Source organism: Dietzia alimentaria 72 (assembly GCF_000226215.1).
Taxonomy (GTDB): domain Bacteria; phylum Actinomycetota; class Actinomycetes; order Mycobacteriales; family Mycobacteriaceae; genus Dietzia; species Dietzia alimentaria.
Genome location: NZ_AGFF01000023.1, coordinates 159,578 through 183,247, shown reverse-complemented (window position 1 = coordinate 183,247; position 23,670 = coordinate 159,578). Strand labels below are relative to the sequence as shown.

Here is a 23,670-nt window from a genome sequence, read left to right as displayed (position 1 = left end):
CCGGTACACAGCTGGAATGTGGAGAGCCCGTCGTGGCCCCTACGACTGTTCGGGTTCCTGGGGCAGCGTCCAGTCGACGGGCGCGTCACCTAATCGTTCGAGCTCAGTATTCGCCCGACTGAAGGGTCTGGAACCGAAGAACCCTCTCCGGGCGGAAAGCGGCGACGGGTGCGCCGACGCGATGACCGGCGTGTCGCCGAGCGTCGGGGTCAGTGATTGCGCATCCCTGCCCCAGAGGATCGCCACCATCGGCCGGTCTCGTTCCACCAACGCCTCGATGGCGCGCTGCGTGATGGCCTCCCAACCCTTTCGACGGTGCGAACCAGCCTCTCCCGGCGTGACGGTGAGCACCCGGTTGAGCAGGAGCACGCCCGATCGTGTCCAGGCCCCCAGGTCGCCGTGGGCGGGCGCGAGGAGTCCGAGGTCCTCGGTGTACTCGCGGTAGATGTTGCCAAGACTCCGCGGTAGCGGCCGCACGTTGGCGTCGACGGCGAAACTCAAGCCGATGGGATGCCCGGGGGTCGGATACGGGTCCTGCCCCACTATCAGCACTCGAACGTCGTCGAAGGGCTGGGCGAACACCCGCAGCACCCGGTCCGAGGCCGGAAGGTATCCACGTCCCGCCGCATTCTCGGCACGCAGGAAATCGCCCATGCGGTGGATCTGGTCCTCTACCGGGGCCAGCGCTCGCGCCCATCCCGGGTCGAGCTGCTCCCTCAGCGTCTGGAGCGTCGTGAACTCGTGACCCACCGTTCAGTCGAGCCGGCGTAATTCGGCGCGGTATCGCATCGCGTTCTCGTGGTACAACTCCGTGTTGCCTGCGAGCTTCGCCGGGTCCACGTCAAAGCCTTCCCGGATCTTGGCCGGGGTCCCCATGGCCATGCGGCGAGCGGGGAGCTCGAACCGCGGCGGAACCAGGCAGCCGGCCGCCACGATCGCCCCGGCCCCGATCACGGAGCCGTTGAGAACCACGGATCCGGAGGAGATCAGTGCGCCGTCTCCGATGGTCGCGCCCTCGATGTGCGCGTTGTGTCCAACAATGCAGTGCTCACCGAGGATCGTGGGATCCGACTCGGTGCAGTGCACGATCGTCCCGTCCTGAATGTTGGACATGGCTCCCACCTCGATCCGACCGTAATCGCCCCGCAGTACTGCGGTGGGCCACACGGACACGCCGGGACCGAGTCGCACCCGTCCGATGACCACCGCGTCGGGGTGCACCCACGCGTCGGGTGCGATGTCGGGTTCGAGGTCTCCCAGTGCATAGACAGCCATGAAGGCATCCTAGTTCGCGCCGCGCGCCGAGTCCCATCCTCCAGGGATCCTCGGCTGCCCGTCGACGGTCACCTCACCGGGGGTCCCGGCCCGAATCGTGCCCACGACCGTGAATTCCGGGGGGATGGTGGCGCCGGCCGGGAACGTCGCGAGAAGTCCGTGGTCCTCGCCCCCGTCGAGCATCCAGTCCAGGACCTGCGCCGAGGGGTCCGTCGCCCCGAGGGTGACCGCGGCCTCGAGCAGCAGCGTATCGACGGGAAGAGCGTCGACGAGGAGGTCCGCGGCCACTCCCGAGGCGCGCGCGAGCCCAGCGAGATCACGAAGTAGACCGTCGCTGACGTCGGTGAGGCCCCCGGCCCCGCCGAGTCGCGCCGCCCGTCCCGACCCGATCGGGGTCCAGGGGACGCGATGCGCATTCTGCAGGGGTCCGTCCCGATGCCCCGCCATGAGCAGAGCCAGTCCCGCTGCGGACCGTCCGGGGACCCCGGTCAACGCCACCTGGTGTCCTACCTTCGCCCCATCTATCCGGAGAGGTTCCGCACCGGCCGGCAGCGTGCCGATGGCCGTGACGCCCACGATGACGGAGTCGGAACTCGTCAGGTCGCCGCCCACGACCACGGCGCCGGATCGCGCTGCTTCAGCATGAACGCCGGCCGCCAGATCCTCTATCTGTCCCATTGTCGTGCCCCCGGGAACCGCGAGCGCGACCAGCACCCGGGAACAATCGGCGCCCATCGCAAGCACATCCGAGACGTTCTGGGCGACCGCCCGTCGGCCGAGCTGCTCCCACGACGTCAGGTCCAGGCGGAAGTGCGTGCCCTCGACGAGCATGTCCGTGGTCACCACGGTGGCTGCGGCAGGCCCGAGCACGGCCGCGTCGTCACCATTGCCGACGAGGTCTGATCCGGTGAGTCCCGCCGGCCCGCTCAGCACTTTCACTACCGCGGCCTCACCAGCCTCGGCGACCGCCACGGTCCGATCGGCCACGCCCGCCATGTGCTCCCCCGGTGGTGTCTGGCACCGGGTTCGCCGGCGCCGATCTGTAACGTTGCCGTCAGGCTAGCGGGCCGTGTCCGACGGCCCATCCATCCGAGAGAGGACGACGCGACGTGGCAACGACGGACAGCGTACCGCCTGACAGGTACAGCGCCGGCCCCCGTGACACCGGGGATTCCCCTGGGTCGGGTCTTCCTGTCTCTAAGGTCGTAGTGATCACAGCGATCGTCGTGCCGCTGGTCTTGCTGGTGGTGGTCCTGGTGATGGTGCGGGACATTGGTAACGACGCCGCCGAAGCCGCGGCGAGTGAACCCGTGACCGCGGTGACGCTGCCTGCCCCCGGAGCGGAGTCCCAGGAGTGCACGATGCTCGTCGAATCGCTGCCGGAGACCCTCGGCGACGCCACCCGGGTGGCGTTCTCCGAACCCTCGCCTCCGGGCGCAGCCGGTTACCGCATGCCCGACGCCGAGCCCGTGGTGGTCCGTTGTGGACTGCCCGCGCCTCCGACCTTCATCGTGGGGACATCACTACAGGAGGTCAACGGCGTCCAGTGGTTCAACGAGCCCGATCCGGATCCGGCGATCACCGCATCGACCTGGGTAGCGGTGGACCGCGCGCAATATGTCGCGGTGACATTGCCCGACGGCAGCGGCACCGGCCCGATCCAGGATCTGTCCGACGCGCTCGCCGCCACTCTCGAAGCGGTGGAGCCGCGACCTGCGCCGATCGGCTGATCCCCCCGAATCGAGTCGCCGCGGCCGACTGGCCGCGGCTTCTCCTGTCCTAGGCGAGTGCGCTACGAACGAGTGTGTCGAGGAGCGTCGGATAGTCCACCCCGGTCGCTGCCCACATCTGTGGGTACATCGAGATCGGCGTGAACCCCGGCATCGTGTTGACCTCGTTGATCACCGGACCGTGCTCGGTCACGAAGAAGTCGACGCGGCTCAGCCCGCGGGCGTCGAGGGCGTGGAACGCGCGAATCGCCAACTCGCGCAGGTTGTCGGTCTGCTCGTGCGGGAGTTCGGCTGGTAGGTCGAAAGTGCACACGTCGTCGAGGTACTTGGTGTCGAAGTCGTAGAAGGCCTCGCCCGTGCCTTCGCCCTCCGAATCAGTGGGCTCGCCTGGAATGTGTAACTCCGCAGGCAGGCTGGCCTTTACTCGACCGTCCGGATATTCCAGGACGCCGCACTCGACCTCTCTGCCGACGACCGCGGCCTCGACGATCACCTTGGGGTCAAAGCGCCGCGCCTCAGCGATCGCCGTATCCAGATCCTCGTACCGGGAGACCTTGGTGATTCCGATGGAGGATCCACCACGGGCGGGCTTGACGAACAGCGGCAGCCCTAGATCCGTGCGCTCGTCGTCGGAGAGAGTCGCGCTACCCGGCCGCAGGACCACTTGCCGGCCGATCGGAAGTCCGGCGGCACCCAGCACGATCTTCGTGAACTCTTTGTCCATCCCAGCAGAACTGGCAAACACCCCGGGGCCGACGTACGGGACGCCTGAGAGTTCGAGCAATCCCTGTATCGTCCCGTCCTCGGCGTGCGTTCCGTGCATCACCGGGAACACCACGTCGACATGCGCGATCTCGTCGCCGGCCTTCTCGCCGTCGACAAATCGTAAGACCCCTCGATCTTCGGTGGAGAGCCCCAACGACACCCGGGGTCGCTGCGGGTCCACGACCGGCATGGCGCGATTGACGATCCGGAGGTCTGAGAAGTCCTCCGGCCCCAGGGTCCATACCCCCGAGTCGGTGATCCCGACGGGGATCACGTCGTAGACCGACCGGTCGAGGTGGCTCATGACGGCGCCGGCGGACACACAGCTCACGGAATGCTCGGAGCTGCGGCCGCCGTAGAGTACGGCAACGGTGATGCGGTTCACCGAGCCGAGGCTACTCGGGCTTGGTGCTCCTGCTCATAAGGCGCACCGCCACCTCGACGGCGTCGCCCCCCTCGTGGCAGATCTCATGGATCGCCTCCGTCAGTGGCATCTCCACCCCGACCTGTCGGGAGAGGTCACGTATCGAGGTGCAGGACTTGACCCCTTCCGCCACCTGGCCGTTGGTCGCCTGCTGGGCCTGCTCGAGCGTCTCCCCTTTGCCGAGTCGCTCCCCGAACGTGCGGTTGCGGGACAAGGGTGAAGTACACGTTGCGACCAGGTCTCCGAGACCGGCAAGACCGGCGAATGTCATCTGGTTGGCGCCCAGCGCCACTCCTAGGCGGGTGGTCTCCGCCAGCCCCCGGGTGACGAGTGTCGCCATCGTGTTGTCGCCCAACCCCATCCCCGAGGCGATACCGCACACCAGCGCGATCACGTTCTTGGTCGCTCCCCCGATCTCACAGCCCACGACATCGGTGTTCGTGTAGGGCCGGAAGTATGAGGTGGTGAAAGCGTCCTGCAAACGCGCTGCCCGGTCCTCGTCTGTGCACGCGATCACTGTCGCGGCGGGCTGACCCTCAGCCACCTCCCGAGCGAGATTGGGTCCCGATAACGCAGCTATCTTGCTCTCCGGCAGCCCCATCACCTCAGCCACCACTTCACTGATCCGCTTCAGTGTCCCGGTCTCGATACCTTTGGCGAGAGAGATGACCCCGGCGTCGGGCTCGAAGAAGTCCACCCACTGCTCGAGATTGCCGCGCAGACTCTGCGACGGTACTGCCAGCACGACCTCATCCGCACCGGCCAGAACCTCCGCGGGGTCCGTCGAGGCCGTGATCGTGGCGGGGAGAACGATATCCGGCAGATACCGGGAATTGCAGTGATGCTCGTTCAGAGCGCGTGCGGCCTCGTCACGACGCGCCCACATCACGACCTCGGACCCCGCGTCCGCGAGCACTTTCCCCACCGCGGTTCCCCACGATCCCGCACCCATCACCGCGATCCGCGCCATCATCGCCTCCCGACTCTCGTCCTCCACGTGCCCCCACCCGAGGTGGACCGTGAACAAACGCTACCCGCCTGGGGGCGGTCCTGAGGCGTGGCTGGCAGGATGGCCTCCGATGAGCACGCCGGGTGAGCACGTGGTCGCGGTTGACGGGTGGACGATCGTCGTCCCCGTCAAGGCGCTTGCGGGCGCGAAGAGCCGCCTGGCTGGGGCTGTGACCGCCCCGCGACGACGGGACCTGGTCATGGCTATGGCCACCGACGTCGTGCGTGCGTGCGTCTCCGCACCCGGCGTGTCGAGGGTCCGCGTGGTCTCTCCGGATCCGGAGCTCGAGGCGATGGCCCTCCGGATCGGCGCCGAGTTCGTTGCGGAACCGGCCGGGAAGGCAGAGGCCGGGCGAGGTGAACACGCCTCCGACCACGACACCCTCAACGCCGCGCTGGCGGTGGCCTTCAGAGATATCCGGGGCCCGGTGGGGGTGGTGACGGCCGACTTGCCAGAGATCACGGCCGAGCACCTTGGTCGGATCCTCGCCGCGGCGTCCTCGCACCCGCACTCGATCATCACCGACCGCAGCGGCGAGGGGACGACCATGGCGTTCTGGACCGGCCCCGCGGCGGCGCGCACCCCGAGGTTCGGAGCGGGCTCGGCTGACCGTCACCGGGCCGAGGGCGGGGCGGTCACTCTCCACGGCGAAGCATCGCCCGCACCGGCGACTCGCGATGTCGACACCCCCGTCGACCTCGACGACCTCGCACATCGTCCTGTGGGTGCGGCAACCGCGGTTGTCCTACGGCACGAGTCCCCGCCCAGCACCCGCGCGTCCGGAGTTTCAGTCACAATGGTCCCGTGACCGCAGACGACCACGACCTCAAGGGACTTCCCCGCGCCCGGGATCGCTACCTCAACCGTGAACTGAGCTGGCTCGACTTCAACTCCCGGGTCCTCGCTCTCGCCGGCGAGAGAGACGTGCCGTTACTCGAGCGGGCCAAGTTCCTCGCGATCTTCGCGTCGAACCTCGACGAGTTCTACATGGTGCGCGTGGCCGGCCTGAAGCGCCGCGACAAGACGGGCCTGTCCGTGCGGTCCGCGGACGGCCAGACACCGGCGGAGCAATTGGTCCGCATCAGCGTCCGGACACGCGAACTGTGTGACGAACAGACCCGGATCTTCCAGGATGAGATCCAACCCGAGCTCGAACGTCACGGCATTCGGATCCTCCGATGGTCGGAGGTCACCGCGGATGAGCGGTTCTCCCTTTCCGAGGTCTTCCGCAACACCATGTTCCCGGTCCTGACCCCGCTCGCCGTGGACCCCGCTCATCCGTTCCCGTACATCTCCGGCCTCAGTCTCAACCTCGCGGTGATCATCAAGAGCCTTGACTCGGGCCAGGAGCACTTCGCTCGGGTAAAGATCCCCCACAATGTGCCGCGGTTCGTCCGGGTCGACCGTGGGATCGAGGAAGTGTTCACGTTCGTCCCAGCCGAGGAGATCATCGCCGCACACCTCGGTGAGCTCTTCCAGGGCATGGAGATCGTCGAGCACCACGTGTTTCGTGTGACCCGCAACGCGGACATGGAGGTCGAGGAGGACCGTGACGAGGACCTACTGCAGGCTCTCGAGCGGGAACTCGCGCGTCGACGCTTCGGTTCGGCGGTCCGCCTGGAGATCGCCGAGGACACCACCGAGCGCATGCTCCGGATCCTGCAACGCGAACTCGATGTGGACTCCGCGGACGTCATCCGATTCCCCGGGCTCTTGGACCTGACGGGACTCTGGCAACTGCACCGGCTCGACCTTCCCGACCTCAAGGACCAGGCCATGGTGCCGGCCACTCCCCCGGCGTTCGGCGAGCGCGAGACGGCAAGGAACATCTTCGACTCCCTCCACGAGGGTGACGTCCTGGTGGAGCATCCATACGACTCGTTCGCCACCACCGTGCAGCGGTTCATCGAACAGGCCGCGGCGGACGAGAACGTCCTGGCGATCAAACAGACGCTGTACCGGACGTCGGGAGACTCCCCCATCGTCAACGCCCTGGTCGACGCCGCCGCAGCTGGCAAGCAGGTTGTCGCACTGGTCGAGATCAAGGCCCGGTTCGACGAGCAGAACAACATTCGTTGGGCGCGCGAACTCGAGCAGGCGGGCGTCCATGTGGTCTATGGCCTGATCGGCCTCAAGACGCACTGTAAAACCTGTCTCGTGGTACGCAAAGAAGGCGATCGGCTGCAGCGCTACGCCCACATTGGGACCGGAAACTACAACCCCAAAACGGCCCGACTCTACGAGGACGTGGGCCTGTTCACCGCCAACGAGGACGTGGTGTCGGACCTCACCGATCTGTTCAACCACCTCACGGGCTTCTCCAATGTCAGCAAGTACCGCCGATTGCTGGTAGCCCCCGAGGGGATCCGGTCCGGGATCATGGAGCGGATCGACCGCGAGATCGCTCTGGCGACCGAGGGACGCGAGGCCGGCATCAGGCTGAAGGCCAATGCGCTGGTGGACGAGCAGATCATCGATTCGCTGTATCGCGCGTCCCAGGCAGGTGTGCCGGTGGAGATCGTGGTCCGAGGGATCTGTGCGCTCCGTGCCGGGGTTCCCGGACTCAGCGACAACATTCATGTCCGGTCAATCCTGGGTCGGTTCCTCGAGCACTCCCGGATCCTGAATTTCCGGGGTGCGGACGAGGTGCTGATCGGGAGCGCGGACATGATGCACCGGAACCTTGATCGTCGTGTGGAGGTGATGGTCACCGTCACCGATCCGCGTCTCAAGTCGCAGATCCACCGCATCTTCGATTCGGCACTCGATCCGGCGGCACGTAGCTTCCATCTGCAACCCGATGCCACCTGGTCCCGGATGCCCGCTGAGGCGGACTGGGGCGATTCGTTCGACCACCAGGAACGTATGGCAACCGTTCGCGCGGGGTTCCGGAATTGATGGCGCGATCGTCCGACGCTAAGTCGAAAATTCGGGTCGTCCCGGCCGCCGGCGCCGTGCTGTACCGGATGGAGGGCGACGCCCCGCTCTGTGCGGTGGTCCACCGTCCCAGGTACGACGACTGGTCACTCCCTAAAGGCAAGGTCGACGCCGGGGAGTCACTACCGGTGACGGCCGTGCGTGAGATCGCGGAGGAGACTGGTTTCAAGGCTGTCCTGGGCTCCCGTATCGGGACCACGGGGTACCCGCTGAAGGAGAACACCCGCAAGGAGGTCACCTACTGGGCGGCTGTCGCCGCGGATGGTGCCTTCGAGCCCAACTCCGAAGTAGACGAACTCCGGTGGCTGCCTCTCGACGAGGCCAAGGAGCAGGTTACGTACGCGTTGGACCGGAAGATTCTCAATCGTTTTGCCGACGGCCCGTCCGCGGACTCCAGCCTGTTGCTTGTCCGGCACGCCAAGGCCGGAAAACGAAGTGAGTGGAGCGGTGACGATTCACTCCGTCCACTTGAGAAGGCAGGCCGGTCGCAGGCGGAGTTTCTCGCGCCCATGCTGCAGGCCTTCGGCGTACGACGGCTACACAGCGCTCCGCGGGTGCGCTGTGAGCAGACCCTCGTGCCGCTCTCCGACCAGCTCGACGTGGAGATCGCGAGCGAGCCGGCCCTCAGCGACGAGGCGTACATGGACGACCCGGTAGCCGCGCGCACACGACTTGTGGAGCTTGCGTCCACCGGCGGCGTGCCGGCGGTGAGCTCACAGGGCACAGCGATACCGGGCCTCATCGGCGATCTCGCAGAGCTGGCGGGACTCCGGGTCGAGAACGCGTCCACCAAGAAGGCCGGGGCGTGGGGACTCGGATTCAACGACGGCGTACTGGTCTATGCGGACTATTATCCCAGTCCGTTGCCCGTGCGCTGACGCGAAAACCCGGCGGCCTGCGTACGGGCTGCCGGGCTCTCGACCCCTATGAGATGACTCCGCTCACCTTGTCGCGATGAGCGATCCCGGTGGGATGGAGACCGCCGAACGACTGGTGGGAACTCGACCGCTTGGCGGCGAGCCGGCCTTCGGGCAGTGACTCATCACCCTGGACCACGGATTTGAAGTACTGGCCGGGCCGGAAGACGGGCGAGTAGGTCGGCGGGACCGGAATGGATTCCCCGGTGTGGGGGTTACGGGCTACCCGGGCTGCTCGCGCACGCTTCTCGAAGATGCCGAACCCCATGATGGTGATGGATTCGCCGGACGACACCGCCCGCACGATGATGTCGAGCGTGTTCTCCAGCGCCTCGGTGGCGAGCTGCTGGTCGCCGCCCATCCGGTCCGCCAGCTCGGCGATCAGGTCGGCCTTGTTCACGTCGGGTCCCCCTTCGAGTGAGTGATGCAGGTGCGGAATCATTCCGCACCGATCGAGATAAGCGTACTCACACGTTCATGCCAGCCGTAGGCAAACCGGAGGAGACTCCGTAACTTTTTTTATCTACAGGCTCAGTTGCTGAGGGTGACCGGCTTAAACGCCGGCCGACCGTTCTCGAACTCCTCGATGGCGTCGGCTTGCCGCAGCGTGAGACCGATATCGTCCAGCCCTTCCATCAGTCGCCAGCGCGTGTAGTCGTCGATGTCGAAAGGCACGGTGACATCCCCCGCGGTGACCGTCCGGGAACCGAGATCGACCGTTAGCTCAATACCCGGTCTTTCGTCCATGATCTTCCACAGCAGCTCCACATCGCCCTGCTCTACCTGAGCTGCGACGAGCCCGGACTTGCCGGAGTTTCCCCGGAAAATGTCCGCGAACCGCGGTGAGATGACCACGCGGAAGCCGAAGTCCATCAGCGCCCATACCGCGTGCTCGCGCGACGAGCCCGTACCGAAGTCTGGGCCCGCCACGAGTACGGAGGCGCGATCGTACGGCTCCCGGTTGAGCACAAAGTCCGGCTCGTTCGCGCGCCACGACGCGAAGAGTCCGTCCTCGAAACCGGTTCGAGTGACGCGCTTGAGATAAGAGGCGGGAATGATCTGGTCGGTGTCCACGTTCGAGCGGCGCAGCGGGGCGCCGATGCCGGTGTGGGTGGTGATCGGCTCCATGATGTTTCAGGCCCCCTTCGCGGGCTCGAGGTCAACGGGTGAGGACAGACGGCCGGTCACCGCGGTGGCGGCGGCGACTGCCGGGCTGACCAGGTGGGTGCGCGCGCCCTTTCCCTGGCGTCCCTCGAAGTTCCGGTTCGAGGTAGAAGCGCAGCGCTGGCCTGGTTCGAGCGAGTCCGGGTTCATCCCCAGACACATCGAACAGCCCGGTTGACGCCACTCGGCGCCGAACTCGGTGAAGATCTTGTCCAGCCCCTCTGCTTCGGCCTGCTGGCGCACCCGCATCGAGCCCGGGACGATGAGCATCCGGACATCATCGGCGACCCGGCGCCCCTCGACGACCTCCGCGACGGTTCGCAGGTCCTCGATCCGACCGTTGGTGCAGGAGCCCACGAACACCACGTCAACGGGCACCTCACGCATGGGGGTGCCTGCCTCGAGATCCATGTAGTCCAGGGCGCTCTCCGCGGCGACTCTCGCGCTCTCGTCGGTGAACGAGTCTGGGTGCGGGACGGACGCCCCCAGCGGAATACCCTGGCCCGGATTGGTCCCCCAGGTGACGAAAGGAGTGAGCGCGGAGCCGTCGATCACGACCTCCGTGTCGAACACGGCGTCGTCGTCGGTCTTCAGACCGTTCCAGTACTCGACCGCCGCATCCCACTGGGCGCCGGTCGGCGCGTGCGGGCGGCCCTGCAGGTAGTCATAGGTGGTTTGGTCGGGAGCGATCATCCCGGCGCGGGCGCCGGCTTCGATGCTCATATTGCACACAGTCATCCGGGCTTCCATCGAGAGCTTCTCGACGGCCTCGCCGCGGTACTCGATGATGTGCCCCTGTCCGCCGCCGGTGCCGATCTGGGCGATCACTGCGAGGATCAGATCCTTGGCGGAGACGCCTGGCTGCAGTCCACCGGTGACAGTGACGGCCATGGTCTTGAACGGTCGCAGGGAGAGCGTCTGGGTGGCCATGACGTGCTCGACCTCGGAGGTGCCGATGCCCATCGCGATGGAGCCGAAAGCGCCGTGGGTCGATGTGTGGGAGTCGCCGCAGACGATCGTCATACCGGGCTGGGTCAGTCCGAGCTGCGGGCCGATGATATGAACAATGCCCTGATCCACATCCCCCATGGGGTGCAGCCGGACACCGAACTCCTCACAGTTGCGACGCAGGGTCTCGATCTGCGTTCTCGACGTCAGGTCGGAGATGAGGTTAACCGCGCCGCCGACTATGTCGGTGGGCACATTATGGTCCTCGGTCGCGATGGTGAGGTCGGGCCGCCGGAGTCCACGGCCCGCCAGACGGAGGCCGTCGAAGGCCTGCGGGCTGGTCACCTCGTGGACAAGGTGAAGGTCAATATAGACGAGGTCGGGCCGTCTCGACTCGCCCTCCCCGTCGCCGCGGACCACCATGTGGTCGTCCCAGACCTTCTCTGCCAGGGTCCGCGGCCGATCGCCGCCGGGCACCGTCTCGCTCATCACGCCTCCAGTCCACATCCCTGGCGAGGAACCGATGGATTCTCACCATGTAGGACGCTATAGTCGAACTGTGAGACAGTATAGCGGGATCGGTGTCCTCGACAAAGCGATGACGGTGCTGCACGCGGTAGCCGAGCAGCCGTGTGCCCTGTCCGACCTGTGCGAGCGCACCGGCCTACCGCGGGCCACAGCACACCGGCTCGCGGTAGGCCTGGAGATCCATCAACTCCTGTCGCGTGATGACGCGGGCGTGTGGGGCCTAGGACCCGGACTGGCCGCGCTCGCCGCACACGTGACCGATTCCCTCGCCGACGCCGCCGCTGTGGTCCTACCCCGCCTGAGGGAGGCCACCGAGGAGAGCGTTCAGGTCTACCGACGGGACGGCGACCGCCGGATCTGCGTGGCCTCGGCGGAACCACTGACTGGCTTACGCGACACGGTACCGGTGGGCGCCATCCTCCCGATGAGCGGCGGATCCGGAGCCAAGGTGTTGGCAGCCTGGGCGGACCCGGTGACCCAGCACTCCCTACTCGTGGGTGCCGCATACACCGAGCGTCAGCTCGCTGAGGTCCGCCGGCGCGGATGGGCGCAATCGGTCGCCGAGCGCGAACCCGGCGTCGCCTCCATCTCGGCCCCGATCCGCGACTCCTCCGGCACCGTGGTGGCCGCGATCTCCGTGTCCGGCCCGGTCGATCGCATCGGCCGTCGACCGGGGGTGCGGTGGGCCAACGACCTCCTCGCCGCGGCCGACGCGATCCACAAGCGCATCTGACCGGCAGCACCTCGATCGGGAGAACCGTCAGGCCGGGCGCCGCGCCCGCACGAGTCGTTCCAGCGCCCACGGCAGACTGCTGACACTCGGTTGCCTGACTGCCGCCACGAGGTCTCCGTCACGCGGGTCCACCCGTACCACTCGGACGCCGCGACGCCGGAACTCCCGGTAGGGCGTCGGCTCAGGTCGATGTCCCACCTCGAAACCCAGTTCACGGATCTCGACGCCGAGCGGGGAGTCTGTCGCAAGGGTCGCGACGGGAGTATCGGGTCTGGCTCCGGTTCCCACGACGACGACGACTTCTTCCACCCCTAGGCGCCGCTGGTCCCGCGCCCACGCGTCGAGCTTTTCCGAGGTGGCGCTCGCGGCCGGTGAGGGGTCACCCTCAACGGCGTCCGCCATCAACTCCAGATGGTCCCGCCACCGCGGCCGTCCCCGAGGGTCGACGATCACGGTCCCCATCCGCTCGTATCCCCGCAGTTGCGCCAGCGACGCGTCCGCAGAGGCCACGGCGAGCGCCTCCATGCCGAACGGCAGGAGCGAGCGCAGACTGGGCAGGCCGGGCCCGTCCCACTCCGGCACAGGCGGGGCCGGATATTCGCGCCACGGCCGCGGGCCAGTCCCGTCGACGGCCCAGGCAGCGACCGGGTCCCGCCCCAGCTCGACTAGAACATCGAGGTCAGCGGAGGAAAGAGCCACGACGCGATGGACCGGAGCATTCGCGGTCGGTGTCCGAATCGGGCTCGGCGGAGCCAGCGGGTCCGCTGGGGAGGGGGTGGAGCTCGTCGTCGTCGACCCCCCGGGCGTCCCACAGGCGGCAACGCCGGACAGTCCCACCAGCGCCAGTCCCCCGCCCACCGTCAGACGGAGAAGCCCACGCCGCGACACGGGGCCCGGGTTCTCACGAGGGACGCTCACGTCGGCGATCCTCTCATGGACCGAAATACACGATGTCCCGGCTCATCATTGATGAGCCGGGACATCTCCCTGGTACCCCCGATGGGATTCGAACCCACGCTACCGCCGTGAGAGGGCGGCGTCCTAGGCCGCTAGACGACGGGGGCTTAGGTGCTGGAACAGCTTAACAACCGGCGCACGGCGCGCCAAATTACCTGAGCCGCTAGCCCTGCACCGGATGCAGAAATGCACCAAGTGCACTTTCTGCGTTAGTGTCCCTCCATGACTTCTCCGTCCGATCTCGACTCGTTGCGTGAGCGCAAGCGCCGAGCAACGATGGTCGCCATCGAGAACGCCGCCACCACCTTGGTCCTGGAGCACGGCTACGACGAGGTGACGGTCGATCAGATCTGCGCTACGGCCGATATCTCCAAGAGGACGTTCTTCAACTACGTGCCCTCCAAAGAAGCCGCGGTCATCGGCGCCACACCCGAGGACGTGGTGGAGGCTGACCGCGTCGCGTTTCTCGAGGACGCAGACCCAGACGTGCCGCGCGCAGTACTGCGGCTGTTCCTCGCCGCATTCACCGCGGCACGCACCGCCGATGACGCCCAGACCATCACCCTCGCGCAGCGCCATCGGGACATCTACCGCCGAAACCCCGACCTCAGAGCGGCCAGGGCCACCGCGTCGTCACGGTTCCAGATGCGGTTGGTGGACATTGTCACCGAACACTTCACACGCCACCCATCACTACGCCGACTGACCGGTGTTCCCGTCGACGCCGAGGCCCGCGCCTGTGTGGCACTGGTCTCGGCCTCCGCGAGCCTGGGTCTGTCCACCTGGCTCACCAAAGAATCGGCCACGGTCGCCGACCTCGACGACGAATGCAGCACAGCGCTCCGCCATCTGGCACGGCTCGTCGCACCATCCACAGGGAGTTCCTCATGAGCCAGACCACCACCGCGGCCGCACACGGCACCGCACCCACCAGCCCGGCGCCCACCCACAACATCCCGCTGGTGTTCACCTCACTTCTGCTGGGGATGCTCATCGTGTCTCTGGGACAGATGATCTTCGCTACCGCGCTCCCCACCATCGTCGCTGACCTCGGTGGAGTGGACCGGATGAGCTGGGTGATCACGGTCTATCTGCTCACCATGACAATAGGGTTACCCGTATACGGCAAGCTCGGCGACCAGATCGGCCGCAAACCGCTCTTTGTTGTGGCCATCCTGTTGTTCTCCGCCGGCTCGCTCCTTGGCGCGTTGTCGTGGAACATCGACGTACTCATCACGTCCCGCGCGATCCAAGGACTAGGCGGCGGTGGCCTCATGGTTCTGTCCCAGGCCATCGTCGCCGACGTGGTTCCCGCACGTCAGCGGGGTAGGTACATGGGCATCATGGGCGCGGTCTTCGGGCTTTCGTCCGTCCTCGGCCCTCTCCTGGGCGGCTTCTTCACCGAGGGCCCCGGCTGGCGCTGGGCGCTGTGGTTCAATCTGCCCGTCTGCCTGCTCGCCCTGATCGTGGCAGTGGCCTTCCTGCGCCTACCCAACCGTGGTGCCGGTCGGCAGACGGATTGGCCCGGCACCATCCTCATGGCCACCAGCACCACCGCGCTCATCCTGCTGTCCTCCTGGGGCGGACACCGCTACGACTGGACCGACCCGGTCATCCTCGGTCTAGGCGCACTGTTTCTCGTGACCGCAGTGGCGTTTGTGCGGGTCGAACTTCGTTCTGAGCATCCGCTCATCCCCATGTCATTGTTCGCCGAGCGGAACTTCACCCTGTCCACCGCAGCCGGCCTGGCGATCGGTGTAGCGATGTTCGGCTGCGTGGCCTACCTGCCCACCTACATCCAGATGGTGCATGGCCTCGGCCCCACCCAGGCCGGACTCATGATGACTCCCATGATGGCCGGGATGATGGGCACTTCGATCATCGTGGGCAACATCGTGAGTCGCACTGGTCGCTATAAGTGGTACCCGGTGGCGGGAACCCTGATCATGGCCTTAGGGCTATGGCTCATCGGTTCGCTGGATGCCCGGGACACGCTGGTGCACCTGGGAGTGGTCCTGTTCGTGTTCGGATTCGGGCTCGGGCTCTGCATGCAACTGCTCGTTCTGATCGTGCAGAACTCGTTCCCGATCTCGCAGGTGGGAACCGCTACCGCTTCCAACAACTTCTTCCGGCAAATCGGCGGCACTCTGGGCTCCGCGGTGGTGGGCTCCGTCTTCGTGAGCAGGCTCGCCGACCTTATGGCTGAGCGGATCCCTGCCGCCGCCGCACAGATGGGCCCGCAGGGCACCGAAGTCGCGGCTGGCTTCACCGAAGGGGCGGGCGCCGCCAACTCGATGAGCCCCGAGATCCTGGGGGGGCTCCCCGGTCCGCTGCAGGACGCGATCGTCGGCTCGTACAACGACGCTTTGGTCCCGATCTACCACGTGGTGGTGCCTCTGGTTCTTCTTGCTACCGTCCTGTTGCTCTTCATCCGCGAGGACACGCTCAAGGAGACGGTCGACTAATCGCTGACGGGGGCGGCGGCCGCGCCCCGGGATGGCGTGCCTCCGCGCACCCGCGCGACCCGCCGCCTGCCTTTGCGTAGCCGCGCCGCTCAGAGTCATCCTGCACCGATCTATCGGTGCAGGATGACTCTGAGCGGCGCGGTTGTATGCGATACGGGAGATACGGGGCGAAAGGGCAGGCGGCACCAACGAGAAAGGCGCCCGAAGCGGGAAGCTCCGAGCGCCTTCTTGTGTTTGTACCCCCGATGGGATTCGAACCCACGCTACCGCCGTGAGAGGGCGGCGTCCTAGGCCGCTAGACGACGGGGGCATAGGAGGCGGAACACGTAGTGATTCCACCGCGAAACGCGTCAGACGCGCTCAGCTGGCCTACCAGGACTCGAACCTAGAACGACGGTACCAGAAACCGCTGTGTTGCCAATTACACCATAGGCCACTGCATTCACTTGTCTGCCCCTTGCGGAGCAACCTCGAAGAGACTATCAGCCCACCACGGGGTGAATGCAAATCGCCTGGTCAGTTGAGAATCGGAGCACTCTTCAAACGGGCGATCGAGGCTTCCTTGCCAAGCAACTCCATCGACTCGAAGAGTGGGGGCGAAATGTGCGAGCCTGTCACCGCTACGCGCACCGGGCCGTAGGCCTTACGCGGCTTGATTCCGAGACCGTCAACCAGCGCGCCCGAAAGAGCAGCTTCGATCTCCGCCTTGGTCCACTCCTCCAGCGGCTCCAGCGCGGCCACGGCGGCGTCGACAACCTCACGTGCCTCAGGCTTGAGGTTCTTCGCGGCGGACTGCGGATCCACCGTGAAGTGGTCATCGCCCACCACAAGGAAGCGGATCAGGCTCCACGCATCGGACAAGACCACGATGCGCGTCTGAAGCAGTTCTGCCACGTCTGCCCACCGATCGCCGACCAGATCATCGGGCAGCGTCAGCCCGTCCTCAGCCGGATGGGACACGAGGAACTCCCGCAGTCTGCGCGCGAACTCCTCGGGCGGGAGCTGCCGTATGTGCTCGGCGTTGATGGCGTCTGCCTTTTTCTGGTCGAAACGCGCAGGGTTAGCGTTGACCTGCCGCACATCGAACGCGTCAACCATTTCTTGCAGGGAGAAGACGTCCCGGTCCTCGGATAGTCCCCAGCCGAGCAGCGCCAGATAGTTCAGCAACCCCTCCGGCAGCATGCCGCGGTCGCGGTGCAGGAACAGGTCGGACTGCGGGTCCCGCTTCGAGAGCTTTTTGTTGCCGTCACCCATCACGAACGGCAGGTGCCCGAAGGCGGGGACCTGCTCCGCAACTCCGATGCGTATCAGGGCCCGGTACAGCGCGATCTGGCGCGGAGTGGAGCTGAGAAGGTCCTCCCCGCGCAGCACATGAGTGATCTTCATGAGCGCGTCGTCGACCGGATTCACGAGCGTGTACAGCGGAATCCCGTTACCACGCGTCAGCGCGAAGTCCGGGATCGTGCCCGCCTTGAAGACCGTCTCGCCACGCACCAGGTCATCCCAGGCGAGGTTCTCGTCCGGCATCCGCAGCCGCACCACGGCACCCCGGCCCTCGTTGCGGTAGGCCTGCTTCTGCTGCTCGGTGAGGTCGCGATCGAACCCGTCGTAGCCCAGCTTGGGATCACGGCCGGCCGCCCGGTGACGCGCTTCGACCTCCTCGGCGGTGGAGAACGACTCGTAGGCCTCACCCGCATCAAGCAGCTTCCGCACGACGTCCAGGTGCAGATCGCGCCGCTCGGACTGCCGGTAGGGGGCGTACGGCCCACCGACCTCGGGCCCCTCGTCCCAGTCCATCCCGAGCCACCGCAGCGCGTCCAGCAGGGACTGGTAGGACTCTTCCGAGTCGCGGGCCGAGTCGGTGTCTTCGATACGGAAGACGAACGTTCCTCCCGTATGCCGGGCGTGAGCCCAGTTGAACAGTGCAGTTCGGACGAGCCCGACATGGGGCGTACCGGTGGGTGACGGGCAGAAGCGGACTCGGACGTCTGAGGCGGTCATACCGACCATCCTAGTGACGGTCCCGGCTCACACCCCCGTGGAGGACCGGCCTAGGATCGGCGGGTACCCGTGGACGCACCCAGGTCGCGATCCACGACCGACGAGCAGAGGGAGGCGAGCCGTGGCGTCAGGGCCCCACCCCGACGCGGCGAGGCCGGTCACCGCCCCGGATTTCCTGCTCTCACGCCACACCGGCTCGCTGCGTACCCAGGGCGCTCTGTGCACGTTCACCGACCCAGCGGATGCCGCCCTCGCCCTGAGGGCCGGAACCAGCGACCTCGTGGTGGGCGCGATCGGCTTCGAACCGGACTCCCCCGCTGCCCTGGTCCAGCCCGATGTCGTTGTACGCACCGACGGCCCTCTGGAGCCGCCAGCGTACTTCCGCGCGATGCGCACCGAAGCGCGGGTCCTTCGCGAGGTCCCGTCGCCGGAGGAGCACCGAGCCCGCGTGGCCAGTGCTGTTGCCGGGGTCCGAGCCGGAGAACTCGAGAAGGTGGTCCTGGCCCGGGCCGTCCGCCTGGCGGCCGACGAACCGATAGATCCCCACGCGGTGTGTGCGGCCCTGATCGACGCCAGCCCGTCAGCGGACGGCTATCTGGTCGACCTCTCCCCCGCCGGTGGCGCCTACGCCGGCAGGGTCTTGGTGGGCTCCAGCCCTGAACTTCTCGTCCGCAGGCGTGGCGATGTGGTGGAGTGCCACCCCCTGGCCGGATCGGCGCCCCGCTCGGCTGACCCGGCAACGGACCAGGCCGCCGGCCGGGCACTGAGGGCCTCCGGCAAGGACGCGGCCGAGCACGCCTTTGTGGTGGACTCCCTCGCCGCTGCGTTGGACCCGCTGTGTCGAGAACTCGAGATCCCCGAGCACCCCTCACTCACCTCGACCCGCGAAATGTGGCACCTGGGCACTCGCATCCGGGGCCGGATCGCTGATCCGCGGACCACCGCACTGGACCTCGCCCTCGCGGTCCACCCCACGCCCGCGGTCTGCGGCACACCGACGGAGAAAGCCCGCCGGGTGATTGCCGGATTGGAAGGCGGCCGGGGCTTCTACGCCGGTGCCGTGGGGTGGGCGGACTCGGACGGTGACGGGGACTGGATGGTCACCATCCGGTGTGCCGAGATCGACGCGGACCGCGCCGGGGCCACCGCGTGGGCTGGCGGTGGACTGGTTGCCGATTCCGACCCGGATGACGAGGTGGCGGAGACAGGAGCGAAGCTCCGGACCGTCCTTCGGGCGTTCGGCATCTCCTGACACCGAACGCCCGCACGCGTGCTCGGAACTATCCCAGCCCGAAAGTTCAGCGGGTCAGGCGCGGTCCACGACCGGGTTGGACAGCGAACCGATGCCCTCGATCTCCACGGTGACCCGGTCACCGGGCAACATCGGGCCGACGCCTGCCGGTGTGCCTGTGAGTACTACATCACCGGGCAACAGGGTCATGACTTTGCTCACGTACTCGATGATTTCTCCGACGGTGTGCATGAACTGCGAGGTGTTGCCGTCCTGGCGTAGCTCACTGGTGCCGTCCTCGTGCGTCAGAGTGGTGCGCACGTCAAGGCCGTTGGGGTCGAGGTCGGTGACAATCCAAGGTCCGAGCGGACAGAACGTGTCGTAGCCCTTACCCCTGGTCCACTGACCGTCAGAAAGTTGCTGGTCGCGGGCCGTCACATCGTTGGCACAGGTGTACCCGAGGATCACCTCGTGGGCGCGGGCAGCGGGGACGTCCCGGCAAGGCTGGCCGATCACCACCGCCAGCTCTCCCTCGTGGTCGACTCGATCGGAGCTCGGCGGGTACGAAATCGCCGCTTCCGGACCGACTACCGACGTGTTGGGCTTGAGGAAGATCAAGGGCTCGGCCGGAGCCTGCGACCCCATCTCCTCGGCGTGGTCGGCGTAGTTCTTTCCTACGCAGACGACTTTGGAGGCCAGGATCGGCGCAAGCAGTCGCACATCGGCCAGGGGCCACTCGCGGCCGGTGAATTCGGGGGTGCCGAAAGGGTGCTCGGAGATCTCCGCGCACATCAACGAGGACGTGTCGGAGACTTCTCCACGAACCTCGACGAAGGCGAACCCCTGCGGATGGGCGATACGGGCGAGACGCATATGAACGATCCTATGCCGTCCGCAGATCCCGCATCGAGATCGCCCCGCGCTCACCGAGTTCGGCAACCTGGGCCAGGTACAACTCCGCACACGCGAGAGCGTCCACCAGTGCGTCGTGGGCGCGGTATCGGGGCAGCCCGTAGTGGCCACGCGCGTTCCACAGCCGGAGTTCGTCCCGAGCCGGATCCGCAGTGAAGCCCATGTCCACCCCTCCGGTCAGCACGCGGCGTTGCAGTGCGAGCGTGTCCACAGCCCGCAGCGGGGGACGAACGCCGTAGGTGCGACGACAGAGGGCACCGAGGAAATCAGTCTCTATACGACTGTAGTGGGCGAGGATGATTCGGCCGTTCAGCGCCGTGAAGATCGCATCCAGGAAGTCCCTGGCATCTGCTCCGGCGGAAACCTGGTCGTCAGTGATGCCGTGCACTGTCGCACTCTGCCCCACCCCGTCGTCGTTGACTCCGGCATCGGGTCGCAGAAACACCGACCCGGCGCCCCCAAGCGTGATCTGTTGACCGTCGACTGGGACGAACCCCACCGACAGTATTCGATTACGGCGTGGGTCCAGTCCTGTGGTTTCCACGTCCATCGCTAGTAGGGGCAGTTCGGCGATGGGGGTGGAGAAATCCGGAGTCGGAGTCTGCAAGAAGCGCCGCAAAGGCCCGTTCTCGAGGTGCCTGGCCGCACGCCGTCGACGCACGTTCTCGGTCAGTCGGTCCAGCGCCATCACATCTGACCGACCCGGTACTTCAAGGCCAGTGCGGACTGCGCCGCGGCGATCATGCGGAATGCGGCCCGCAGCCTGTGGCGGTCCTTGGTACTCAGTTCCGAGGGATCCACATTGTTGTCCCTGGGCACGTCCTCCGCGATCTGGCGCGCGTGGTGCCGATAGGCCAAGCCGCGCAGGAAGCGAAAGGCCTCGGACAGGTTCTCGGCATCGGTTCGCGCGACCACACGGGCGCGCGCGGCAGCATCCAGCCGCTCGAGAGTGGACACTTCGTCCAGTCCACCCGATAGGGCGTACAGCCTGGCTATCTGCACCACCGGCGCCAGCCCGCCCGCTTTGATCTCAAGCGTATTGCGGTATTCGCCCCGCCGCGCCACGACCAGACCCCGGAAAAACCCCAGCGGTGGATTCCACTCGCAGGCCAGGCGTGCCAGGTGCGCCTGGAAGCGGGGGTTACCTCGCGACAACTCGAGAATCTCGCGCTGGACGGACTCGCACAGTGACGCTTCGCCGTGGACCGCCCGGATGTCAAAGAAGACCTGAGTGTGCAGCATCGCGTCCGCTTCGGGGGCGCGAACCCAGTCCCCCACCTGCCGTCGCCAGGCCGAGCGGGTTCGGCGCCACTGCGGGTTCGAGGACATCACGTCGCCGGGACAGAGCGGAAAGCCGGCACGGTCCAAGCCGTCACACACCCGCTCGGCGAGCGCGGCGAAGTACGCGTCGACATCGGGGGTCGTGTCAGCTGAGTCATCGAGAATGAGGGCGTTGTCCTGGTCGCTGGCGACGCCGAGTTCACCGCGTGCCTGCGAACCGAGACCCACCCAGCAGTAGGGCACCGGCGGGGGCCCGAGTTCGTCCTCCGCGAGGGTAATGAGTCGGCGCGTAGCCGCGTCGGCGGTCGCCGTGATGACCCGGCCGATGTCCTGAGGCGCTGTTCCGCGGCGAACAAAGTCCCCGACGAGCGGCAGAAGTCTGGAACACAATTTGGCCACCGAGTCGGGATCCGGGGCGCGAGAAATCCGTGCCGCCAGGTAGACGGGGTCGGTCTGCGCAAGTCGCAGGAGGTCGCCGCTCGTCACCATTCCCACCGGCACGCCGCTCTCCGACACCGGCAAGTGGTGCACGCCGGTCTCGATCTGCAGAAGCGTGGCATCAAAAGCGCGCGTCCGGACATCCACCGTCACCGGGTTCGGGGTCATGATCGTCGAAACCGGAGCGTCGGTGTCTCCGCCCACCGCCACGACTTTCGAGCGCAGGTCCCTGTCTGTGAAGATCCCCACCACCTGTCCGTCCGACGCCACCAGGAGGGCGGATACCCGACTGTCGGTCATCATGCGTGCGGCGTCCCGAATCCTGGTCTCAGGGCCGGTGGTGACGGCGTCCCGGGTGATCAGCTCACCCACGGGTGTGCCCAATGCGTCGCCCCCGGCGGCATCGAGTCGTGCTGAGGCAAGGTCCTGACGGACCCGATCACTGCGCTCGCCGAAGAAATGGCGAAGTTCAGGGTGCGAGGCGGCGATCTCGTCAAATATCCCGCGGGGCATCTCGATCAGCAGGGTGTCGGCCACCGCGACCATGCGATACCGCGAGGTCCCGGAGTGAGTGAGGGTGGAATACCCGAAGCAGTCGCCGGCGTCGCGTGCTTCGAGCAGGTTGCCGTCCGGATCACACACCTCGACAGCGCCCGAGCGAATGATGTGGAGCGTGTCGTTGGGACTGCCCGCGTCAACGATCACGGTTCCGCGGCGGTGGTACCGCTGGGTCAGCTTTTCAGGGAGCCGGTCGAGGACCGGTCCGGGCAGTTCATCGAAAGGAGCGACACGCGCGATGAAGCCCCTCACCTCTGCTAGTTCCACATGCATACATCCACTGTGTATGCCGACGGCCCGCGGTGTGCAGCGCTTGGAACGATTCACACCCGCGGGCCGCGGAGAGCTAGTGCAGTTGGGCCTTAGGCGGTGATCGCCTCCACGATCCGGTTTCCGATCTCGGATGTGATGACGGCGGCGTTCCCTCGCGAGCCCAGGTCAGCCTCGACCGCGGCCTCCACACGCTCGGCCTCCGCGGTCTTGCCGACGTGGCGCAGCAGCAACGCGACGGACAGGATGGCGGCGGTAGGGTCGGCTTTACCCTGGCTGGCGATGTCCGGTGCTGAGCCATGGACGGGCTCGAACATGGATGGGTTCGTACCGGAGGCGTCGATGTTGCCTGACGCCGCGGTACCGATTCCACCGGTGACAGCGGCCGCGAGATCGGTGATGATGTCGCCGAAGAGGTTGTCGGTGACAATCACGTCGAAGCGCGCCGGGTCGGTGACCAGGTAAATGGTCGCGGCGTCGATGTGGCAGTAGTCCACCTCCACCTCGGGGAACTCCGGGGCCACCTCGTCGACCGTGCGCTGCCAGAGCCCACCGGCGTTGACCAACACGTTGGTCTTGTGAACCAGTGTCAGCTTGCCGCGACGCGACCTCGCCCGGGCGAACGCATCGCGGACCACGCGTTCAACGCCGTACCGGGTGTTGACCGAGGTCTCGGTGCCGACCTCGTGGGGAGTTCCCACACGAAGCGCCCCACCATTACCGGTGTAGAGACCCTCGGTGCCCTCCCGGACCACCACGAAATCGATCTCACCAGGGTCTTTCAGCGGAGTGGCCGACCCGGGATAGAGCCGCGATGGGCGCAGGTTGACGTGGTGATCGAGTGCGAACCGCAGCGGCAGCAACATGCCGCGCTCCAGTACTCCCGCTGGCACCGAACGGGGATCGCCGATGGCGCCCAGCAGGATGACGTCGTGCTCCTTCAGGCTCGCGATGTCGGCGTCGGTGAGGGTCTCACCATTGCGTAGGTAGCGCCGCGCGCCGAGATCGTACTCGGTCTTGGTGACGCCCGGCACGAGTGCGTCAAGCACCTTGAGTGCCTCGGCCGTGACCTCAACACCGATGCCGTCGCCGGGGATGACTGCCAGCTTCATGGGGATCGTCGGTTC

22 protein-coding genes and 3 tRNA genes are annotated in these 23,670 nt (G+C 66.6%); 8 read left to right on the top strand and 17 right to left on the bottom strand.

Features of this window, described 5'->3' with window-relative positions; all coding sequences use genetic code 11:
- Positions 1–39 precede the first annotated feature (39 nt).
- From ON04_RS10260 to thiL, 3 genes are read right to left on the bottom strand one after another with little or no spacing between them, the layout of a single operon-like run.
- Positions 40–750, bottom strand: coding sequence for a uracil-DNA glycosylase (locus tag ON04_RS10260; protein WP_010541526.1), 711 nt, complete (start codon positions 748–750; stop codon positions 40–42).
- Positions 751–753: 3 nt separating this feature from the next.
- A complete protein-coding gene (locus tag ON04_RS10255; protein WP_010541525.1) occupies positions 754–1,275 on the bottom strand; it encodes a gamma carbonic anhydrase family protein in 522 nt (173 codons plus the stop codon).
- Positions 1,276–1,284: 9 nt separating this feature from the next.
- Positions 1,285–2,271 carry a thiamine-phosphate kinase gene (gene thiL / locus ON04_RS10250; RefSeq protein ID WP_010541524.1) on the bottom strand — a complete coding sequence of 329 codons (987 nt, stop codon included), beginning with the start codon at positions 2,269–2,271 and terminating at the stop codon, positions 1,285–1,287.
- 212 nt (positions 2,272–2,483) lie between these two features.
- On the opposite strand from thiL, the gene ON04_RS10245 reads away from it, so the two are divergent.
- Positions 2,484–3,005: a DUF3515 domain-containing protein gene (locus tag ON04_RS10245; protein ID WP_010541523.1), complete on the top strand. Its 522-nt coding sequence runs from the start codon at positions 2,484–2,486 to the stop codon at positions 3,003–3,005.
- A 49-nt stretch (positions 3,006–3,054) separates the two neighbouring features.
- Here the strand turns inward: ON04_RS10245 and ON04_RS10240 are convergent, their stop codons facing one another.
- Both ON04_RS10240 and ON04_RS10235 read right to left on the bottom strand, forming a co-directional pair.
- Complete coding sequence (locus tag ON04_RS10240; protein ID WP_010541522.1) at positions 3,055–4,155, bottom strand: D-alanine--D-alanine ligase family protein; 1,101 nt, start codon at positions 4,153–4,155, stop codon at positions 3,055–3,057.
- 10 nt (positions 4,156–4,165) lie between these two features.
- A complete protein-coding gene (locus ON04_RS10235) occupies positions 4,166–5,164 on the bottom strand; it encodes an NAD(P)H-dependent glycerol-3-phosphate dehydrogenase (protein WP_010541521.1) in 999 nt (332 codons plus the stop codon).
- Between the two features lie 109 nt (positions 5,165–5,273).
- Here ON04_RS10235 and cofC point away from each other — a divergent pair, with 109 nt between their 5' ends.
- The 3 genes from cofC to ON04_RS10220 are packed head-to-tail and all read left to right on the top strand — an operon-like array spanning position 5,274 to position 9,018.
- Entirely contained in the window at positions 5,274–6,011 is a 738-nt protein-coding gene (cofC, locus tag ON04_RS10230) for a 2-phospho-L-lactate guanylyltransferase (protein ID WP_010541520.1), read from the top strand.
- Positions 6,008–8,101 carry an RNA degradosome polyphosphate kinase gene (locus tag ON04_RS10225; protein WP_010541519.1) on the top strand — a complete coding sequence of 698 codons (2,094 nt, stop codon included), beginning with the start codon at positions 6,008–6,010 and terminating at the stop codon, positions 8,099–8,101. Before cofC ends, ON04_RS10225 begins: the two co-directional genes overlap by 4 nt.
- Positions 8,101–9,018 carry an NUDIX hydrolase gene (locus tag ON04_RS10220; protein WP_010541518.1) on the top strand — a complete coding sequence of 306 codons (918 nt, stop codon included), beginning with the start codon at positions 8,101–8,103 and terminating at the stop codon, positions 9,016–9,018. The genes ON04_RS10225 and ON04_RS10220 overlap by 1 nt, the downstream gene beginning before the upstream one ends.
- A gap of 46 nt (positions 9,019–9,064) precedes the next feature.
- On the opposite strand, the gene ON04_RS10215 is transcribed toward ON04_RS10220, so the two are convergent.
- From ON04_RS10215 to leuC, 3 genes are all read right to left on the bottom strand, one after another.
- Positions 9,065–9,457 (bottom strand): HU family DNA-binding protein, encoded by a 393-nt coding sequence (locus ON04_RS10215; RefSeq protein ID WP_010541517.1) that lies wholly within the window; start codon positions 9,455–9,457, stop codon positions 9,065–9,067.
- A 131-nt stretch (positions 9,458–9,588) separates the two neighbouring features.
- Entirely contained in the window at positions 9,589–10,185 is a 597-nt protein-coding gene (leuD, locus tag ON04_RS10210) for a 3-isopropylmalate dehydratase small subunit (protein ID WP_010541516.1), read from the bottom strand.
- A 6-nt stretch (positions 10,186–10,191) separates the two neighbouring features.
- Positions 10,192–11,658 (bottom strand): 3-isopropylmalate dehydratase large subunit, encoded by a 1,467-nt coding sequence (gene leuC, locus ON04_RS10205; RefSeq protein WP_010541515.1) that lies wholly within the window; start codon positions 11,656–11,658, stop codon positions 10,192–10,194.
- A gap of 70 nt (positions 11,659–11,728) precedes the next feature.
- On the opposite strand from leuC, the gene ON04_RS10200 reads away from it, so the two are divergent.
- Positions 11,729–12,430 (top strand): IclR family transcriptional regulator, encoded by a 702-nt coding sequence (locus ON04_RS10200; protein ID WP_010541514.1) that lies wholly within the window; start codon positions 11,729–11,731, stop codon positions 12,428–12,430.
- A gap of 27 nt (positions 12,431–12,457) precedes the next feature.
- Here ON04_RS10200 and ON04_RS10195 read toward each other — a convergent pair whose 3' ends face one another.
- Both ON04_RS10195 and ON04_RS10190 read right to left on the bottom strand, forming a co-directional pair.
- A complete protein-coding gene (locus ON04_RS10195; RefSeq protein WP_010541513.1) occupies positions 12,458–13,348 on the bottom strand; it encodes a TroA family protein in 891 nt (296 codons plus the stop codon).
- 70 nt (positions 13,349–13,418) lie between these two features.
- Positions 13,419–13,494: transfer RNA gene (locus ON04_RS10190), tRNA-Glu, on the bottom strand.
- A 115-nt stretch (positions 13,495–13,609) separates the two neighbouring features.
- On the opposite strand from ON04_RS10190, the gene ON04_RS10185 reads away from it, so the two are divergent.
- Complete coding sequence (locus ON04_RS10185; protein WP_010541512.1) at positions 13,610–14,278, top strand: TetR/AcrR family transcriptional regulator; 669 nt, start codon at positions 13,610–13,612, stop codon at positions 14,276–14,278.
- Positions 14,275–15,852 carry an MDR family MFS transporter gene (locus ON04_RS10180; RefSeq protein WP_010541511.1) on the top strand — a complete coding sequence of 526 codons (1,578 nt, stop codon included), beginning with the start codon at positions 14,275–14,277 and terminating at the stop codon, positions 15,850–15,852. The genes ON04_RS10185 and ON04_RS10180 overlap by 4 nt, the downstream gene beginning before the upstream one ends.
- Positions 15,853–16,089: 237 nt before the next feature.
- Here ON04_RS10180 and ON04_RS10175 read toward each other — a convergent pair.
- From ON04_RS10175 to gltX, 3 genes are all read right to left on the bottom strand, one after another.
- A tRNA-Glu gene (locus tag ON04_RS10175) sits at positions 16,090–16,162 on the bottom strand.
- A gap of 54 nt (positions 16,163–16,216) precedes the next feature.
- Positions 16,217–16,288, bottom strand: a tRNA-Gln gene (locus tag ON04_RS10170).
- Positions 16,289–16,368: 80 nt separating this feature from the next.
- Positions 16,369–17,853 carry a glutamate--tRNA ligase gene (gene gltX / locus ON04_RS10165; RefSeq protein ID WP_010541510.1) on the bottom strand — a complete coding sequence of 495 codons (1,485 nt, stop codon included), beginning with the start codon at positions 17,851–17,853 and terminating at the stop codon, positions 16,369–16,371.
- A gap of 121 nt (positions 17,854–17,974) precedes the next feature.
- Here gltX and ON04_RS10160 point away from each other — a divergent pair, with 121 nt between their 5' ends.
- Positions 17,975–19,105 carry an isochorismate synthase gene (locus ON04_RS10160; RefSeq protein WP_010541509.1) on the top strand — a complete coding sequence of 377 codons (1,131 nt, stop codon included), beginning with the start codon at positions 17,975–17,977 and terminating at the stop codon, positions 19,103–19,105.
- A gap of 54 nt (positions 19,106–19,159) precedes the next feature.
- Here ON04_RS10160 and ON04_RS10155 read toward each other — a convergent pair whose 3' ends face one another.
- The 4 genes from ON04_RS10155 to ON04_RS10140 all read right to left on the bottom strand — a co-directional run bounded on the left by ON04_RS10155 (position 19,160) and on the right by ON04_RS10140 (position 23,655).
- Positions 19,160–19,957 carry a fumarylacetoacetate hydrolase family protein gene (locus ON04_RS10155; RefSeq protein WP_010541508.1) on the bottom strand — a complete coding sequence of 266 codons (798 nt, stop codon included), beginning with the start codon at positions 19,955–19,957 and terminating at the stop codon, positions 19,160–19,162.
- 10 nt (positions 19,958–19,967) lie between these two features.
- Entirely contained in the window at positions 19,968–20,684 is a 717-nt protein-coding gene (locus ON04_RS10150) for an exonuclease domain-containing protein (RefSeq protein WP_010541507.1), read from the bottom strand.
- Positions 20,684–22,546, bottom strand: coding sequence for a DUF294 nucleotidyltransferase-like domain-containing protein (locus ON04_RS10145; RefSeq protein WP_029458195.1), 1,863 nt, complete (start codon positions 22,544–22,546; stop codon positions 20,684–20,686). Before ON04_RS10145 ends, ON04_RS10150 begins: the two co-directional genes overlap by 1 nt.
- A gap of 89 nt (positions 22,547–22,635) precedes the next feature.
- The gene (locus ON04_RS10140; RefSeq protein WP_010541505.1) at positions 22,636–23,655 is read right to left on the bottom strand and encodes a 3-isopropylmalate dehydrogenase; all 1,020 of its coding nucleotides are present in this window, start codon (positions 23,653–23,655) and stop codon (positions 22,636–22,638) included.
- Between the last annotated feature and the right edge of the window lie 15 nt (positions 23,656–23,670).

Excerpts from the sequence above, each read along its gene's own strand:
- ON04_RS10255 (WP_010541525.1), bottom strand. The coding sequence starts at position 1,275 with ATGGCTGTCTATGCACTGGGAGACCTCGAACCCGACATCGCACCCGAC.
- thiL (WP_010541524.1), bottom strand. The coding sequence starts at position 2,271 with ATGGCGGGCGTGGCCGATCGGACCGTGGCGGTCGCCGAGGCTGGTGAG.
- ON04_RS10235 (WP_010541521.1), bottom strand. The coding sequence starts at position 5,164 with ATGGCGCGGATCGCGGTGATGGGTGCGGGATCGTGGGGAACCGCGGTG.
- cofC (WP_010541520.1), top strand. The coding sequence starts at position 5,274 with ATGAGCACGCCGGGTGAGCACGTGGTCGCGGTTGACGGGTGGACGATC.
- ON04_RS10220 (WP_010541518.1), top strand. The coding sequence starts at position 8,101 with ATGGCGCGATCGTCCGACGCTAAGTCGAAAATTCGGGTCGTCCCGGCC.
- leuD (WP_010541516.1), bottom strand. The coding sequence starts at position 10,185 with ATGGAGCCGATCACCACCCACACCGGCATCGGCGCCCCGCTGCGCCGC.
- leuC (WP_010541515.1), bottom strand. The coding sequence starts at position 11,658 with ATGAGCGAGACGGTGCCCGGCGGCGATCGGCCGCGGACCCTGGCAGAG.
- ON04_RS10185 (WP_010541512.1), top strand. The coding sequence starts at position 13,610 with ATGACTTCTCCGTCCGATCTCGACTCGTTGCGTGAGCGCAAGCGCCGA.
- ON04_RS10180 (WP_010541511.1), top strand. The coding sequence starts at position 14,275 with ATGAGCCAGACCACCACCGCGGCCGCACACGGCACCGCACCCACCAGC.
- gltX (WP_010541510.1), bottom strand. The coding sequence starts at position 17,853 with ATGACCGCCTCAGACGTCCGAGTCCGCTTCTGCCCGTCACCCACCGGT.
- ON04_RS10155 (WP_010541508.1), bottom strand. The coding sequence starts at position 19,957 with ATGCGTCTCGCCCGTATCGCCCATCCGCAGGGGTTCGCCTTCGTCGAG.
- ON04_RS10150 (WP_010541507.1), bottom strand. The coding sequence starts at position 20,684 with ATGGCGCTGGACCGACTGACCGAGAACGTGCGTCGACGGCGTGCGGCC.
- ON04_RS10145 (WP_029458195.1), bottom strand. The coding sequence starts at position 22,546 with ATGCATGTGGAACTAGCAGAGGTGAGGGGCTTCATCGCGCGTGTCGCT.
- ON04_RS10140 (WP_010541505.1), bottom strand. The coding sequence starts at position 23,655 with ATGAAGCTGGCAGTCATCCCCGGCGACGGCATCGGTGTTGAGGTCACG.